13 protein-coding genes and 1 tRNA gene are annotated in these 16672 nt (G+C 68.9%); 9 read left to right on the top strand and 5 right to left on the bottom strand.

Features of this window, described 5'->3' with window-relative positions; translation table 11 throughout:
* Nucleotides 1-2 precede the first annotated feature (2 nt).
* Nucleotides 3-515: a hypothetical protein gene (locus LCL61_RS03035; RefSeq protein ID WP_340685404.1), complete on the top strand. Its 513-nt coding sequence runs from the start codon at nt 3-5 to the stop codon at nt 513-515.
* Nucleotides 516-548: 33 nt separating this feature from the next.
* The gene (locus LCL61_RS03030; protein ID WP_340685403.1) at nt 549-1313 is read left to right on the top strand and encodes a trans-aconitate 2-methyltransferase; all 765 of its coding nucleotides are present in this window, start codon (nt 549-551) and stop codon (nt 1311-1313) included.
* A gap of 52 nt (nt 1314-1365) precedes the next feature.
* On the opposite strand, the gene LCL61_RS03025 is transcribed toward LCL61_RS03030, so the two are convergent.
* A complete protein-coding gene (locus LCL61_RS03025) occupies nt 1366-1545 on the bottom strand; it encodes a hypothetical protein (protein WP_007031230.1) in 180 nt (59 codons plus the stop codon).
* A gap of 162 nt (nt 1546-1707) precedes the next feature.
* Between LCL61_RS03025 and LCL61_RS03020 the strand changes: the two genes are divergently transcribed.
* The 3 genes from LCL61_RS03020 (at nt 1708) to LCL61_RS03010 (ending at nt 5421) form a co-directional block, all read left to right on the top strand.
* Nucleotides 1708-1780 (top strand) — tRNA-Asn (locus tag LCL61_RS03020).
* Between the two features lie 870 nt (nt 1781-2650).
* A complete protein-coding gene (locus LCL61_RS03015; RefSeq protein ID WP_340685402.1) occupies nt 2651-3985 on the top strand; it encodes an MFS transporter in 1335 nt (444 codons plus the stop codon).
* Nucleotides 3982-5421 (top strand): FGGY-family carbohydrate kinase, encoded by a 1440-nt coding sequence (locus tag LCL61_RS03010; protein ID WP_340685401.1) that lies wholly within the window; start codon nt 3982-3984, stop codon nt 5419-5421. The genes LCL61_RS03015 and LCL61_RS03010 overlap by 4 nt, the downstream gene beginning before the upstream one ends.
* 4 nt (nt 5422-5425) lie before the next feature.
* Here LCL61_RS03010 and LCL61_RS03005 read toward each other — a convergent pair whose 3' ends face one another.
* A complete protein-coding gene (locus tag LCL61_RS03005; protein WP_340685400.1) occupies nt 5426-6397 on the bottom strand; it encodes a hypothetical protein in 972 nt (323 codons plus the stop codon).
* A 123-nt stretch (nt 6398-6520) separates the two neighbouring features.
* Here LCL61_RS03005 and LCL61_RS03000 point away from each other — a divergent pair, with 123 nt between their 5' ends.
* The 4 genes from LCL61_RS03000 to LCL61_RS02985 all read left to right on the top strand — a co-directional run bounded on the left by LCL61_RS03000 (nt 6521) and on the right by LCL61_RS02985 (nt 11843).
* Nucleotides 6521-7750: a DUF445 domain-containing protein gene (locus LCL61_RS03000; protein WP_340685399.1), complete on the top strand. Its 1230-nt coding sequence runs from the start codon at nt 6521-6523 to the stop codon at nt 7748-7750.
* Nucleotides 7751-7800: 50 nt separating this feature from the next.
* Complete coding sequence (locus tag LCL61_RS02995) at nt 7801-9027, top strand: DUF445 domain-containing protein (RefSeq protein ID WP_340685398.1); 1227 nt, start codon at nt 7801-7803, stop codon at nt 9025-9027.
* Between the two features lie 50 nt (nt 9028-9077).
* Nucleotides 9078-10301: a DUF445 domain-containing protein gene (locus LCL61_RS02990; protein ID WP_340685397.1), complete on the top strand. Its 1224-nt coding sequence runs from the start codon at nt 9078-9080 to the stop codon at nt 10299-10301.
* A gap of 396 nt (nt 10302-10697) precedes the next feature.
* On the top strand, nt 10698-11843 hold the full coding sequence (locus LCL61_RS02985) for an alginate O-acetyltransferase AlgX-related protein (RefSeq protein WP_425342028.1): 1146 nt from the start codon (nt 10698-10700) through the stop codon (nt 11841-11843).
* Here LCL61_RS02985 and LCL61_RS02980 read toward each other — a convergent pair.
* The 3 genes from LCL61_RS02980 to LCL61_RS02970 form a co-directional block, all read right to left on the bottom strand.
* A complete protein-coding gene (locus LCL61_RS02980; RefSeq protein WP_340685395.1) occupies nt 11840-13678 on the bottom strand; it encodes a serine/threonine-protein kinase in 1839 nt (612 codons plus the stop codon). The genes LCL61_RS02985 and LCL61_RS02980 overlap by 4 nt on opposite strands.
* Before the next feature lie 9 nt (nt 13679-13687).
* A complete protein-coding gene (locus LCL61_RS02975) occupies nt 13688-15544 on the bottom strand; it encodes a serine/threonine-protein kinase (RefSeq protein ID WP_340685394.1) in 1857 nt (618 codons plus the stop codon).
* A 156-nt stretch (nt 15545-15700) separates the two neighbouring features.
* Nucleotides 15701-16582 carry a metal ABC transporter permease gene (locus tag LCL61_RS02970; RefSeq protein ID WP_340685393.1) on the bottom strand — a complete coding sequence of 294 codons (882 nt, stop codon included), beginning with the start codon at nt 16580-16582 and terminating at the stop codon, nt 15701-15703.
* Between the last annotated feature and the right edge of the window lie 90 nt (nt 16583-16672).

Below are 16672 nucleotides of genomic sequence, written 5' to 3'. Positions count from 1 at the left end.
GCATGGGCTGGCTGCGTCACCTGCTGGGTGACCGTGTCCCGGCGGATTTCGACGGCTCGCTCGACGACGGCGAGCACGTCGTCGGCGGCGCGGCGGTCGAGGGCGGCGGATACCTGCTGGTCACGGCGCTGGGCCTGTGGATACCGGGGCCGCGCCGGGTCGGCTGGCATCTGGTCGGCAAGGCCGCGTGGTCCGACGGCGTGCTGACCCTGACCGAGTCCGAGGAGACCGGCACCGCGGGGAACGCCGTACTGCTGGCCGACAAGGCCCCGGTCCGGTTCCGGCTGCCCAAGCCCGGCAAGGTCCCGATCCTGGTGCGGCAGCGGGTCGACGGCTCGGTCCGGGGACGGCACCGCAAGGACCTCGGAACCGGGGGAGCGTGGTTCGTCGAGCGCAAGGTCCCCGGTCAGGACGGCACGGTGCTGCAGGTACGCCCCGATCCGGGCACCGACGTCGACGTCGTCAAGGCGATCGCCGAGGAAGCGGCCAAGAAGCTGGCGAAGCCCGGCGGCTAGCAGTACGCTCGTACTGTATCGCTGGGAGGTGCCATGTGGGATCCGGTCAAGTACCTCGACTACGCCGACCTGCGGGCCAGGCCGTTCCACGACCTCGTCGGGCGGATACCCGCCGACAAGCCCCGCCGGGTCGCCGACCTCGGCTGCGGACCCGGCAACCTGACCGCCTGCCTGGCGGAACGCTGGCCCGGCGCGATCATCGAGGCGAGCGACAGCTCACCGGAAATGGTCGAAGCCGCCCGCTCGCGCGGCGTCGACGCACGAGTGCTCGACGTCAACGACTGGGTGCCCGGACCGGACACCGACGTGGTCATCTCGAACGCCGTGCTCCAGTGGGTCCCGGAGCACCGCGACCTGCTCCGCCGCTGGGTGAGCCTCCTGCCGTCCGGGGCGACGCTCGCGTTCCAGGTCCCCGGCAACTTCGATGCCCCGTCGCATGCCCTGGTCCGCGCCCTCGCGCGCACCGAGGAGTGGGCCCCGCGCCTCGCCGACGTCGTCCTGCGGGAGAACGAGGCCGTCGACAGCCCGCTCGGCTACGGGAACCTGCTGGCCGACGAGGGATGCGCGGTCGACGCCTGGGAGACGACGTATCTGCAGCGGCTGACCGGGGAGAACGCCGTACTCGAATGGATCACCGGCACCTCGCTGCGGCCGGTCAAGGAGGCCCTGCCGGGCGAGGACTGGGACCACTTCCGGGCGCAGATCGCCCGAAAGCTGGACGAGGCCTACCCGCCGCGTCCCGACGGAACAACCTGGTTCGAGTTCCGGCGCGTCTTCGTGGTCGCCGTCGTGCCGTGAAAGGGGCCCTCCGCCAGTGGCGAAGGGCCCCTTCGGTTCGTCTCGGGCACGGTCAGCGCTGGGGCCGCCCGAACCGCTCACCGACCTTGGCGCGAGCGACCCCGGCGGCGCCCTGCACCATGGGGTGGTCAGCGATCTTGCGGTAGGTCCGCACGATCTGCTCGTACCGCCCCCGGCCGGCCTTCGCGCCCAGCACGTAGCCCGCGGCCGCGCCCAGCAGGAACATCTTCATCCGAGTCCACGCCTCCGTTCGATCTTGCTCCAGCCGCCATTGTCCCTCAAAACGCGAGCTTGAGGAGGTGATCCCCGAAGTGGGGGGTGGGTGCGCGGCCGCCGGGGGCATGGGCTAAAGTTCTCTCATCGGTCGGAGCGATCCGGCCGGTACGGAGCACAATCCCCTGTAGCTCAACTGGCAGAGCATTCGGCTGTTAACCGGAGGGTTCTTGGTTCGAGTCCAAGCGGGGGAGCACAGAGTTCCTTCAGGAGAGCCCAGGCCACGCGGCCTGGGCTTCTTCGTGTTTGGGGTCCAGGGGCGGCGTGCTGAAGATCGTGGCTGTGGCGGTGCCCAGCGTGCTGCTCTCGGGTAGACGGCTTTCCGCGGCACGGATCCCTCCCGCGGAAAGCGGAGTCGCCAAGGGTAAGCATTCTGACCTGCGAGAACAGCTTTGAGTTGATCGGCGGGGGCGATCGTGCCCTGCGGGGCCGGTTCCGGATCACCGCCTCGGCGGTGGCGCGGTCGGCCATGTCGCCACCAGGTCGACACCCTGAGCCCGGTTCATCAAGGACGGGGCGACCTCCATGCCACGTAGCTTAAGTTGATCTTGGATGGGGATCTTGATCGTAAGCGGTGAGGGTTGCCGCAGGTCACGTGCTCGGTTGCCCTGGCCGACAGGAGCCGACTGCTTTCACGAGGGGGCCGTGAGTGGCGTTTCGGGTTTGAATCCGAAACGCCACTCACGACCAACCCGACCCACGACCAGGGCCGAAGGTGCCCCTTCGTCACATCAGACGCAGCGAAGGGAGCCTTCACCCCACCTGTCAACCTCACCCAAGATCAACTTAAGCTACGTGACATTGGGTTAGAACCCGAATCGCCACTCACGACGGCCCGCATGTACTGCCGGTTCCGTGAAGAACTTCGGTCACAATAGACACCTGCAACGGCCTAACGATCACCCTGTCGAGCAGGCCGTTTCGCGTGATTGACGGGACGACACACGCGCGGCCGAGGCCCGTCCAGGCGCGCGAGGCTAACACGAAAACCCACTGATGTAACATCTTGAAAGTTAAGTTAACACGATCCATGATACGCTGAACACGACGTCATGGAGGCGTGCATGAACCAGGTAACACCGCCGTTATCGCGATCCGGGAGCGGGTTCGCCCGTGTACTGAACCGTTGGGGCCTGCCCGCCCCGCTGTTCCTCGGCTACGCCGGGCTGCTGCTGTTCATGATCGGCGACGGAGTCGAGTCGGGCTTCATCGCGCCGTTCATGGCGGACAACGGCGCGGGCACCGAGATCAAGGCCTCGTACGTCATCACCGTGTACGGCGTCGCCGTGATGCTGGCGTCGTGGTTGTCGGGCGCGCTGTCGGACCTGTGGGGGCCGCGGCGCGTGATGATGGTCGGCCTGGCCATCTGGCTGGTGTTCGACGTGCTGTTCCTCGCGGTCGCGGTGTCGGGCGAGAACTACCCGTTGATGCTGGTGTTCTACGGTCTCCGCGGTTTCGGCTATCCGATGTTCGCGTTCGGTTTCCTGGTCTGGATCACCGCGGTGGCGCCGGTCGCCAGGCTCGGCGCGGCCGTGGGCTGGTTCTACTTCGCGTTCACCGGCGGGTTGCCGACGCTGGGCGCGCTGGTCGCGAGCTTCACGAACCCGGTGCTGGGCCAGTACGGCACGCTCTGGGTGTCGGTGGCCCTGCTGGCGGCCGGCGGAGTGCTGGCGATCTTCGGGGTCCGGCAGCGGACCGGGTACACGCGGCTCGCGCCGCCGGACGTGAAACCGGTGCAGAGCCTGGTGTCCAGCGTGTCGATCGCGTGGAAGAAGCCGCGCGTCGGCGTCGGGATGCTCGTCCGCGTCATCAACACGGCGCCCGAGTTCGGGATGCTGGTGTTCTTCCCGACGATCTTCATCGAGGAAATCGGCTTCGGGGAGAGCCGCTGGCTCCTCCTGGTCTCGGTCATCTACGGCACGAACATCTTCTTCAACCTGATCTTCGGTGTGCTGAGCGACCGGATCGGCTGGCGCACCACGATCTTCTGGTTCGGCGCGATCGGCTGCGCGATCTCGATCCTGTTGCTGTACTTCGTCCCGATCGCCATGGGCGCCGAGTACTACTGGCTCGCGCTGCTCGTCGGCGCGCTGTACGGCGCCACGCTCGCCGGGTTCGTGCCGATCTCGGCGCTGCTCCCCTCCCTCGCCCCGGAGAACAAGGGCGGTGCGATGGCACTGCTGAACCTGGGCGCGGGCGCGGCGGCGTTCGCCGGGCCGGCGATCGTCAGCGTGTTCCTCGGCCCGCTGGGAGCGGCCGGAGTGGTGATCGTCTTCGCCGCGCTGTATCTGGTCGCGGCGGTCATGGTGCGCTACCTGAAATTGCCCGATGAGACGGCGAAGGCGATCGAAGAGGACAAGAGTCTGCAGGAAGCCGGAGAGAAGGTCGTCACCACGTGAACCAACCCGTCACGATCGGCATCGACGTCGCCACCGCGGGGGTCCGCGCCCTCGCGGTACGCGGCGGCACCGTCCTCGCTTCGGCCGCCGCGCCGCTGCCCGCTCCGGTTCGCGATGACCGCGGGCGCAGCGAGCAGGACGCCCGGTCCTGGTTGCCCGCGGTGAAGACGGTGCTGGCGAAGGTCACCGGCGAGCTGCCGGGCAGGGGCGGCGAGGTCGCCGCGGTGGCCGTCGCCGCGACGTCGGGGACGATCGTCGGGGTCGATGCCTCGGGCGAGCCGGTCACGCCCGCGCTGATGTACGACGACAGGCGTGGCGCGGAGCTCAACCTCAAGGCCACCGAACTCGGCGCGGATCGCTGGCGGCGGCTCGGTTTCGGCGTGTCCGCCACGGCCGCGCTCGGCCGCGTCGCCTGGCTGGCCGAGCACGTCCCCGGCGTCGCGGGGATCCGGCACACACCCGACCTGATCGCCGCGGAACTCACCGGTGGGCCGGTGCCGGCCGACTGGTCGCATGCGCTGAAGAGCGGCTACGACCCGCTCGCCCTCGAGTGGCCGGGCGAGGTGTTCGATGCCTTGGGGGTACCGGCGAGCCTGCTTCCCTCGGTGGTCGCGCCGGCCACCGTGCTGGGCGAGGTGGCCCGTCCGGTCGCCGGGCTCCCGGCGGGCTGCCCCGTCGTGGCCGGGATGACCGACGGCTGCGCGGGCCAGCTCGCGGCCGGGGCGGTCACCCCCGGGAGCTTCGTCGGGATCCTCGGCACGACCTATGTACTCAAGGGAGTCACCGAAGAACTGGTCCCGGATCCGACGGGGGCGATGTACAGCCACCGTCATCCGGATGGCTGGTGGCTCCCGGGCGGCGCGTCGAACACCGGCGGCGAGGCCGTCGCCGGACAGGAGTGTCTTCCCGAACTCGACGCCGCGGCGGCCGCGCTGGGCCCGGCCGAGATCGTCGCGTACCCGTTGCGGCGCAAGGGCGAACGCTTTCCGTTCGCCAGCGCGGACGCCGAGGGCTTCGTGTCCGGCGAAGCCGACGAGGTCGAGCTGCACCGGGCCAGGCTGGAGGGAGTCGCCTTCCTCGAGCGGCTGGCGTTGGATCACCTCCGCCGCCTCGGCGTCACGATCACCGCTCCGCTGCTGGCGGCGGGCGGCGGCAGCAAGAGTCCTTTGTGGACGCGGATCCGGGCGACCGTCACCGGGCTCGGCCTGCGGGTGTCCCCACGGGCCGAAACGGGATACGGCGCGGCACTGCTCGCCGCGGCGGGTGTCCTGCCGGGTGGGCTCACGGAGGCGTCCGCAGGGCTCGGCAAGGGAACGCTGGTCGAACCCGACGAGCGCGAAAGCGCCGCGCTCGCCGAGTCCTACCGGCGGTTCTGCACCGAGCTGCACACCAGGGGCTGGATCGACGACGAGCTGTTCGCCGTCGCCCAGCGGTGAGAAATCAGGAAGGGCGTGGGCCGTTGGTCTTGGTAGGAGCCGGCTTCGGCGTAGCCGGCTCGGCCGCTTTCGGTTTGGGCGCCTCGGCGGCGTCCGGGGCGGGAGCCAGCAGCCGGATGGCCTCCTGGACGGCGGCGTCCGTGGCGGAAAGCCGCTCAGCGACCTTCGACCGGAGTTCCAGCGAGAGCTTCCGAGCCTGCTGAGCTTCGGTCTGCTGGGTCTTCGCGTCGGCGAGGGCCTCCGCGACCTGCTCCTGCTTCGCGGCGATGTCCTCCGCCGAAGACTTCTCCGCCTTGGCGATCTTCTCCGCCGAGATCCGTTCGGCTTCGGCACGCTTGGCCGCGGATACCCGGTCGGCTTCCGCGATCTTGTCCGCGGACGCCCTCTCCGCCTCCGCGCGGCGAGCGGCCGATACCTCCTCGGCCTTCTTGTCCGCCGCGGCGCGGGCCCGGACGCTCTCCAGGTCCAGCTCCTTGCGCTTCTGTGCCGCCTCGGAGTTCAGCCGCTCGATCTCGGCCTTGGCGTCCGCGAGCAGTTTCTCCCGCTCCGCCTGCGCGTCCTTGGCCGCCTTGTCACTCGCGCGCTGCGTCTCGTGGGCGTACCTGTCCGCTTCGGCCCGTGTCGACTTGGCGTCGGCTTCGGCGGCGGCCTTGAGGTCGGTGATCTCCTCCTCGGCGAGCTGCATCATCATGCGGACGCGTTCGGCCATCGCGCCGGCGCCGGACGGGCTCGCACTCATCCGCACGAGGGCGGCCTTCGTCTCGTCCAGTTCCTTCTGGGCGTGGCCGAGTGCCTTGGTGAGCTCACCGGCGGTCGCCACGGCCTCGTCGCGGCTGCGTGAGGCCTGCTTGATTTCAGCGGCCAGCTCGGCGAGACGCTCGTCGACCTGGCGCTTGTCGTAACCGCGGACAGCGCCCGCGAACTGGGGCGATTTCGCTGAGGGCGCCTGAGGCGCCGTCTTCTCAGGAGCGACCATGGCGGCCACCTTAATGAGCGGGGACCCGTGGGGCAGTACCGCCAAACGGCTGCACTCGGCGTGCGGCAGGGCGATCACATGGCATCCTGCTTTGTTGACAGGTCGTAAGCAGAGGAGGCCCGGTTGGACATCTCGGCGATCCTCGAAGACATCCGCGAGCATTGGCACGTCTACGCCACGATGCCCTTCATCGCCGCGCTCATCGGGTACATCACGAAACGCGTCGCCATCGAGATGATGTTCCGGCCGCTGGAGTTCGTCGGGATCAAACCCTTCCTCGGCTGGCAGGGGGTCATCCCGGCCAACTCGCGCCGGATGGCGACCACCGCCGTCGACCTGGTGACCAAGAACCTCGTCGATCCGCAGGAGATCTTCTCCCGGCTCGATCCCGAGGAGGTGGTCAAGGAACTCGAGGAGCCGCTCCTCAAGGCCGTCGAGGACGTCACCCGCGAGGTCATGGAGCAGTACCAGCCCAGACTGTGGGAACTGCTGCCGACCCGGGCGCAGCGCATGCTGGTCGACCAGGTCCGGGCGCAGGCGCCGAAGGTCGTCGCGAAGCTGATGCGCGAGGTGTCGACGAACATCGACGAGGTCCTCGACGTCAACGAGATGCTGATCAACGCGATGGTCCGCGACAAATCGCTGACCTGCCGCCTGATCAAGGAGGTCGCGACGCCGGAGCTCCGCTTCATCGCCCGGTCCGGTATCTGGTTCGGCTTCGTCATCGGCCTGATCCAGTTCGTCGCGTGGGCGGTGACGAAGCAGCCGTTGATCATGCCGATCTTCGGTTTCGTCACCGGCTTCGTCACGGACTGGCTGGCGCTGAAGATGATCTTCTACCCGCGCGAGCCGCGCCGGTTCCTGTTCTTCAGCTGGCAGGGCATGTTCCAGAAACGCCGCCAGGCGGTCGCCAAGGACTACGGCGCGCTGATCGCGGACGAGGTGCTCACCGTGCGGAACGTGATGGAGGCCGTGCTCACCGGGCCCAAGTCGGACAAGCTGTTCACGATGATCACCCGCGAGGTGCAGCGCACCATCGACGCGCAGGCGAGCATCGCGAAACCCTTGGTGGCGCTGACCGTCGGCGGGGTCCAGTACCAGGAGATGAAGAAGGCCGCGGCGGAGAAGGCGATCGCGTATCTCCCCGAAACGGTGAAACACGTGGAGAGCTACGCCACTGACGCGCTCGACGTCCGCAACACCATCGTCACGAAGATGCAGCAGCTGACCCCGCTCGAGTTCGAGGGGATCCTGCGACCCGCCTTCCAGCAGGACGAATGGAAGCTGATCGCGGTCGGCGCGGTGATCGGCGGGCTCGTGGGTGAACTTCAGGTCCTGCTACTCCTCCACTGAGGACCGGCGGCTAGGTTGCCCCTCAAGCGCGACGCGAGAGGGGCAGGAAAGTGGACGCCGTCATCGCCGATCTCGGCGAGCACTGGCCGGTGTACGTCAGCATGCCGTTCATCGCCGCGCTGATCGGCTACGTCACCAAACGCGTCGCCATCGAGATGATGTTCAAACCGGTGGAATTCGTCGGTGTGAAGCCGTTCCTCGGCTGGCAGGGAGTGCTGCCGGCCAACGCCGAGCGGATGGCCGCGACCGCCACCGAGATACTTACGACCAATCTCGTCGACCCGAAGGAGATCTTCGCCAGGCTCGACCCGGCCCAGGTGGCGAAGGAGATCGAGCAGCCACTCCTGCGGATCGTCGAGGACGTCACGCGCGAGGTGATGGAGCAGTACCAGCCCAGACTCTGGGAAGTACTCCCGAACACCGCACAGCAGCTGCTGCTCAAACGGGTGCAGGCCGAGGCGCCGCGCGCGATCACGAAGATCATGGGCGAGATCGCGGAGAACATCGAGGACGTGCTCGACCTCAAGCACATGGTCGTGACGAACCTGGTGCGCGACAAAGCCTTGCTGAACCGGCTGATCCGCGACATCTCGCGGCCGGAGATGCGGTTCATCGCGCGGTCGGGGATCGTGTTCGGGTTCTCGCTCGGCTGCGTGCAGCTGCTGGTGTGGGCGCTGACGAAGTCGCCGATCGTGCTGCCGCTGTTCGGTATCGGCATCGGCTGGTTCACCGACTGGATCGCCCTGAAGATGATCTTCCTGCCGCGGGAGCCGAAGCGGTTCTTCGGCTTCTACACCTGGCAAGGCGTGTTCCAGAAACGCAAGGACCAGGTCTCCGCCGACTACGGCGACATGATCGCACGCGAGATCATCACCATCCCCAACCTGCTCGAAGCCGTGTTGAGCGGGCCGAAGTCGGACAAGCTGTTCACGATGATCACGCGCGAGGTGCAGCGGACGATCGACGCGCAGGCGAGCGTCGTGAAGCCGTTCGTCGCGCTGGCCGTCGGGAGCAGGCGGTTCCAGGAGATGAAACAGACGGCGGCGGCGAAGGCGGCGGCACGGATCCCGGAGACGATCCGCCACGCCGAGAGCTACGCGGTCAACGCGCTCGACGTCCGGAACACCATTGTGGACAGAATGCGGCGGCTGAACCCGCTCGAATTCGAGCAGCTGCTGCGCCCGGCGTTCCGACAGGACGAGTGGAAGCTGATCGCCGTCGGCGCGGTGATCGGGGGCCTTGTCGGTGAACTTCAGGTGCTTCTGCTGCTTCACTGAGGGCCAACCGATACGGTTTCCCCCTTCCCTGAGCGAAGCGAGGAGGTCGTGTGGACGCCGTCCTGGACGACCTCGCCCGGCACTGGTGGCTGTACGCCGCGATTCCTTTCGTCGCCGCGTTGATCGGCTACGTCACCAAACGCGTCGCCATCGAGATGATGTTCAAACCGCTCGAATTCGTCGGGATCAAACCGTTCCTCGGCTGGCAGGGTGTGGTGCCCAAACACGGCGGGCGGATGGCCGCCGTCGCGACCGAGCTGCTGACGTCGAATCTGCTGGACGTCAAGGAGGTCTTCCGGCGGATCGATCCGGCGATCATCACGCGCGAGATCGAGCAGCCGCTGCTGCGGGCCGTCGACGAGGTCGCCCGCGAAGTGCTCGAAAAGCACCATCCCAGGCTCTGGGAGGTCATGCCGACGATGGCGCAGGAGCTGCTGATCAAGCAGGTCCAGTCGTCGACGCCGCGGCTGGTGCGCGAGTTCATGGCGGAGATGACCGAGAACCTCGACGAGGTGCTCGACTTCCAGCATATGACCGTGCGGCGGCTCACCAGGGACAAGAAGCTGCTCGTCCGGCTGATCCGCGAGACGTCGCGGCCGGAGATGGCGTTCATCGCGCGCACGGGGATCTTTTTCGGCTTCGGGCTCGGCATCGTGCAGGCGATCGTCTGGGCGGCGACCAAGGAACCGTGGGTGCTGCCGATCTTCGGCGGCTGCATCGGGCTGTTCACCGACTGGCTCGCGATCAAACTGATCTTCGTGCCGCGCGAGCCGGTGCGGGTCGGCCGGGTGATCCTGCAGGGCAAGTTCCAGCGGCGGCGGGCCGACGTCGCACACCAGTACGGCGAGATGATCGCGAACGAGATCCTCACCGTGCCGAACCTGCTCGACGCCGTCCTGCGCGGACCGCGGTCGGATCGGCTGTACGCGCTGGTCGAGCGGCTCGTGGCGCGGGCCGTCGACGAGCAGGCGAGCGTCGCGAAACCGATGGTCGCGATGGCCGTCGGCGGACAGCGGCTGAACGAGATCAAACAGGCGGCCGCGCGGAAGGCGCTGGAGCGGCTCCCGCCGACGATCCGCCACGCCGAGGGCTACCTGACCGAGGCGATGGACGTCGCGAAGATCGTCGAGCGGCGGATGCTCGGGCTGACGCCGCTGGAGTTCGAGGGGTTGCTGAGGCCCGCGTTCCGGCAGGACGAGTGGAAGCTCATCGCGGTGGGCGGGCTCATCGGCTTCCTGGTCGGTGAGCTGCAGGTCCTCCTGATGCTCCACTGATCGCGTTCAGCCCGCTAAACGCGCTTCGGGTGGGCGCGTCCCGGAGGAGGAGCGGTCCGCCCGGAGCCCGGTGGACCCGCGTTTAGCCTGCTGAACGCGATCCGGGGCGCGGAAGTGAGGCGTTCTCACGTGCGCGCGACACGGGATGATTACGGTAAAGGGGTGGCGTCCGAACCCCAGCAGCTGCCAGCCGTCCACGAGGCGTGGCTTCCGCGTGAGCACGCGTTGCACCGTCCCCGTCACGGTGGCAGGCAGCTGACCGCGCTGATCAGCGCGCTCCTGTTCTTCACCACCCCCGCGCTGCTGTGGGTGTTCGGTGTCCGGCCTGGCGAGATCGAGAACCACAAGCTCGCGAGCTTCCCCGGTCTGGACCGGGGCTGGGGGTTCTTCACCGACATGCCGACCTGGGCGATCGACCAGTTGTCGTTCCGGCCGGGCGCGATCGCCGCCGCAGACGCGATCAGCCGCGGCGTCTTCGGCGAGAGCGCCCCGCTCGACCAGCCGGCACCGCAGCAGCAGGCGGGCCCGATCCCCGCCCAGCCGTCGCCGTCACAGCCCAAGACCGCGCCGACCCAGGGGCCGGCGCCGAACGCCGCCTCCGGGTACCGCCGCGTCGTGCAGGGCCGCGACGGCTGGCTGTACTACGGCTACGACGCCGACGCGAAATGCGATCCGTCCCGTCCGCTGAGCGAGACCATCGCCAAGATCAACGAGCTGCGGCGCGCGGTCGAACAGTCCGGTAGGCGNCCGCTGAGCGAGACCATCGCCAAGATCAACGAGCTGCGGCGCGCGGTCGAACAGTCCGGTAGGCGGTTCGAGTTCGTCGTCGCGCCGGACAAGTCGACGATGGTCCCTCAGTTCCTGCCCGACACCTACCCGGGCAAGGACTGCTCGCGGTCGGCCGAAGCGTCCACCTGGCACCGGATGCTCAAGGACGCGCGCGCGATCGACCTGCGGCCCGAGCTTCGCGCGTCCGAGGGCAGGGTGCAGCGGCCGATCTACCCGCCGAACGACACCCACTGGGCCGACGAGGGCGCGCTGGTGATGACGCGCGCCATCGCGAACGCGATCAAACCGGGCGTCACGCAGACCTGGGTGAGCGTTCCCGTCGGCCAGTACGAATCCTCCGCCGACCTGCCGCCGCTGATCAACAAGCAGGGCACGAAGACGAACACGGTGTACAGCCTCCGTCCGGACGGCGTCGTCGAGCGCGCGGGCGAGTCGAACGGCGACATCGACCGGCCGGTGTACCGCACCGCCAGCCCGCTGATCGGGACCGTCGACGAGAAGGTGCTGGTCTACGGCGACTCGTTCACGAAAGCGTCTTCGCGGTATCTCTCCGGCGCTTTCACGAACCTGACGATGCTGGCGCACTTCACCCAGAAGACGTCACAGGCCGAGGCCGTCGACGCTTTCGTGAACGCGGACGTCGTGGTCGTCGAAGTCGTGGAACGCAGTGTGGCCGCCGGCCAGCTCGCGTTCATCGCCCCCGATTTCCTCGGAGCGGTCAAGAAGGCGCTCGCCGAGCACCCGATCCGCTAGCGCTTCGGCAGCCGGGCCAGCACGGAGACGGCGACCGCGCGCGCCCGGTCGCAGGCCCGGTCGCCGCTGTATCCCTGCAGCCACACCGAGACGTACTCGGCGTCGCCGTCCGGAAGCGTGCGGTGCGGCCAGGAGAGGAGACAGACGGAATCGCTGCTCTCACTCACGTACCCGGTGACCCCGTTGCCCAGATCGACCGCACGACCGTCGTCGACGTAAAGGCTCCGCTGCACTTTGACGTCCAGGCTTTCGCCGTCGCCCGTCCACCTGCAGTTCCGCAGGCTGATCGGGCGGACCGGTGCTCCGTTCATGTTCGCGGCGACCACGGCGGCATCCGGGAGGACGCAGGGGTCCAGCGGGAGCAAGCCCGCCGGATCGTCCGCACGATCGACCTCGTGGGTACGCAGGCGGGCGAGCACGACGGTGAGTGCGCTGTCGGCGACGGCGCATTCGTCACCCACGTCGGTGTCGTTGTAGAGCATCACGTAGAGCTCCGGGACACCGGTCACCGGGATGAGCGCGTGGCAGCCTCCGCTGAAGGAGGCGCGCAGCAGCGGCAGCCCTTCGGCGGTGCGGTTCGTCGCGCCGATACCACCGTTGACCACGGGTTCCCCGAGCCGGACGTCGAAGCGGAGACCGTTGGAGCCACTGTAGGTGCACCTGTCCGGGGACAACGGGTTCGAGTCCGGCTTGAGTGTGCCGAGGTCCTCGGTGAACCGGCCGGCGAGCACCGTGCACGCGTCGACGCGGCGGAGCCGCTCCAAGGTCAACGCCTCCGCCACCGGTATGGTGGCGGGCCCGATGTCCTGTGGTGAAGTCGCGTCCTGGATGACGACGACCAGCGTTCCGATCAGCGCGGCCACCACCGCCAGCGCCCCCGCGATCACCAGCCCGGTACGGCTTTTCCGTTCCGGCTCGGGCCGGGCCGGTGGCCGCCACGCTGGAATCGGCAAGGAGAGCACCGCACGTACTTCGGCGTCCTGCCGCTGAATGCGGGCGTGCACGACGTCCGGCCAGGGCGCGATCCCCGGCGGCACGGGGCCGAAGAAGTCCAGGATCTGCTCGGGTGTGGGCCGTCGAGCCGGGTCCTTGGCGAGGCACCGTTCGACGAGCGGCCGGATTTCCGCCGGCACGGCTGACAGCTCAGGTTCGGCGTGGACCACGTTGTAGAGCGTCTGAGGCGCCGAAGTGCCACTGAAAGGTCCGCGTCCGGTGGACGCCATGACCAGGATGGCACCGAGCGAGAACACGTCGGAGGCTGTGCCGACCAGGCCGCTTCCGGCCTGTTCCGGCGACATGAACGCGGGTGAACCGATGATGGAGCCGGTGCCGGTGAGGTGCTGGGCCTCTTCGACGGCGCGGGCGATGCCGAAGTCGATGACGCGGGGGCCGTCGGCGGCGAGGATGATGTTGCCGGGCTTGAGATCCCGGTGGATCAGCCCGGCACGGTGCAGCTCGGTGAGGGCCGCGGCCAGTCCGGAGGCGAGCAGGCGCACCGCTGCCATCGGGAGCGGGCCGAACTCGTCGACGGCTTCGCGCAGATCGGGACCGGTGACGAAAACCGAGGCCAGCCAGGGGGTTTCGGCTTCGGGATCGGCGTCCATGACGGCGGCGGTGTACGCGCCGGACACCATGCGCGAGGTGGTGACCTCGCGGCGGAAGCGTTCACGAAAGCGGGGATCGTGGGCGAACTGGGCATGGATCTGTTTGACGGCCACGAGCCGTCCGTCGGGTGCGAGCCCGAGAACGACCCGGCCCATGCCGCCTTCCCCGAGGGCGGCGATGATCCGGTGGGGCCCGATCTGCCGGGGTTCGCCGGGATTCAACGGCTTCACTGGTCTGTCCTAGGGTTTCGGGAGCGCAGGCAGAAGCGCCCTGACGAGCTCCTCGGCCTTGGCGCAGGCCTGCTGTATGGTCTTGGCGCCCTGGGGCTCGTACGTCACTTTGACGTTTTCGCCGACGTTCTCGCTCACTGCCCGGTGCTGCCAGGTCAGCACGCAACCGCGGACGCCCGCCGGCGGGTTTTCCTCCCGATACACCGTGGTGCCCCCGACCTCCACCGGCAGGAAGCCTCCTGCCTTGACCTGCTCCGGCCCATGCGGCGGATATCCGTGCTCCACGAGCAGCTCGAAGGTGCCGTCGCCCTGGTGGACACAGTGGTGCAGGTCCTCGAGAGCGGTGGCCCGTACCGGGCCGATCGACCGGTCGACTTTGTCGGGCGGGAGCAGCGCGCAGGGATCCAGCCCGATCAGTGAGCCCGGCGGCAGGTCGCGTGCGTGGCCGCCGGCGCGGATCCGCCGCACCGCCTCACCGAGCCCGGCTTTCGCCACCACGCACTCCTCGTCCGACGAGACCATGGCGCCGACCTCGGTGAAGAGCACGACGTTCTGGAGGCCGGCGACGGGAACGGCCGCCGAGCACGAACCACCGACGGCTGTGGTGTTCATCGGCAGCCCTTCCAGCTCCCCGGCCGGTACCCCGTCGAGCAGCCGTGGCCCGACGGCGAGGTTCAGCGCGCCGTAAAGACAGTCCAGCCGCCGTCCGGGCGACGTCGCGGCGAGGGTGCCGAGCACGGGCGCCACCCAGCCGGCCAGTACCTCGCACAGGTCCACGCGGCGCAGGTTGTCCGGGCCGAGCGGGTCCGGGTTGGCCGGCGTGGTCGGCGGCACCCCGGACCGCGGCGCCGCCGCGATCTCGGGTGCCGGGTCCGGCCGGGTCAGCAGCTTGACCGCCACGACCCCGGAGACGGCCAGCAGCACCACGGCCGCCGCGGCGAGCCCCGCGCGGAGCCGGCGCCGGGACCGCTTGGGCGGGACCGGGTTCAGCAGCCCCCACACCTCGGCCTGCTGCGTCTCGGTCAGCTGCGGCACCGGAGGCGGCCAGGGTGAGGAAGCCGGCGCGACGGGACCGAGCTGCCGCATGACCCATGCCGGGGTCGGCCGGTCCTCGGGATCCTTCGCCAGGCAGGGCTCGACGATCGTCCGCAGGTCCTCCGGCAGCCGGCTCAGGTCCGGCCTGGCGTGCACGACGTTGTAGAGGGTGTGCGGGGTGGACGATCCGGTGAACGGGCTCTGCCCGGTCGCCGCCATCACCAGCAACGCCCCGAAGGAGAACATGTCGCCGGCCGGAGTCGGCGGCTTCCCCTCCGCCTGCTCCGGCGACATGAACGCGGGTGAGCCGATGATCGCTCCGGTGTGGGTGAGTTCCGAGTCGCCCTCGATCGCGCGCGCGATGCCGAAATCGATCACCCGTGGGCCGTCGGCGGCGAGGATGACGTTGCCCGGCTTGAGATCGCGGTGAACCAGACCGGCCCGGTGAATCTCCCCCAGCGCCAGCGCCAGCCCGGCGGCCAGGTACCGCAGCGACGGCGGAGGCAGCGGCCCGCCGGCGGCCACCGCCTCCGACAACGACGGGCCCGGTACGAACACCGACGCCAGCCAGGGTGTCGGGGCGTCCGGATCGGCGTCCATCACCGCGGCGGTGAAGGCGCCCGACACCATGCGCGAAGTGATGACCTCGCGGCGGAACCGCTCCCGGAATCCGGGGTCGTTGGCGAAGGCCGGACGCACCTGCTTGAGGGCGACCAGCCGCCCGTCGAACGAACGACCCAGCAGCACCCGGCCCATTCCACCCTCGCCGAGCACGGCGAACACGCGGTAGCGACCCACCTGAGCGGATTCCCCGGCGTTCAATGCTTTCACGAAGCCCCCTTTTTCAAGGGCGATGATACAAAAGGCGGGCGCGCGGAATATCCGGTTACGGCCGGATAGACCTCGTCGAATGATTCTTCGCCGAAATCACGGTGGAACTTCCGGCCGATCCTCGAATCACTCTCCGCGTATTTCCGGCTCAGGAAGCTAGCGCAGGGCGGACTGTGCCGTCGCTGTCGGCTCGACGCGGACCCGTGAGCTCCGGCCACGCAGCCACGCGATGAGACGGCAGACGAGGTAGATCACGAACGAGATCGTCGTGACGAAGGCGCTCACCGGCTTGCCCGGCGCCAGCGAAAGGACGATCCCGCCGAGCGCGGCGATCTCCGCGAACACGATCGACAGCACGGTCGCCTTCCACGGGCTCGCCGTGACCCGCGCGGCGGCCGCGGCCGGGGTCACCATCAGCGAGACCACCAGCAGGGCGCCGACGATCTGCACCCCGAGCGCGCTCGAAATCCCGACCAGCACCGCGAAGATCAGCGACAACAACCGCACCGGGACGCCGCGCGCCGTCGCTACCGCAGGGTCGACCGTGGCGAACAGCAGCGGCCGGTAGATCACCGCGAGCACCACCAGCACGACGACCGAGGCGCCGACGAGCAGGTTCAGGTTGGTCGAGTCGATGGTGATGATCTGCCCGACCAGAATGCCGAACTTGTTGGCGCTGCGGCCTTCGTAGAACGACAGCAGCAGGACGCCCATGCCGAGACCGAAGGCGAGGATCACGCCGATCACGGAGTCGCGTTCGGACTCGCGGCCGCCGAGGAGCCCGATCAGCAGGGCGGCGATGACGGCGCCCGCGAGGCCGCCGAGTTCGACGCCGACTCCCAGCAGCAGCGCGCCTGCCGCGCCGGTGAAGGCCAGTTCGGCCGTGCCGTGCACGGCGAACGACATCCGCCGCATGACGACCAGCGGGCCGAGCACCCCGGCGACCAGGCCGAGAACGGCGGCCGCGAGCAGCGCCGTCTGAACGAAGTCGAGACCGAGGAGTTCACCGGTCAGGGCGAAGTCGAACATCTTGTCCACGGTGTTTATCCAAGAACCCGCGACCGGGATCGCGTCACCAGGGCGCTGGTTCGCGCCGCCGGTCGAGCCGGCCTGCCGAGGCGCCCTGCC

The organism is Amycolatopsis coloradensis, assembly GCF_037997115.1.
Taxonomy (GTDB): domain Bacteria; phylum Actinomycetota; class Actinomycetes; order Mycobacteriales; family Pseudonocardiaceae; genus Amycolatopsis; species Amycolatopsis coloradensis_A.
Note: the sequence above shows the minus strand (reverse complement) of the source record. Positions and strands in the feature narration are given on the sequence as shown.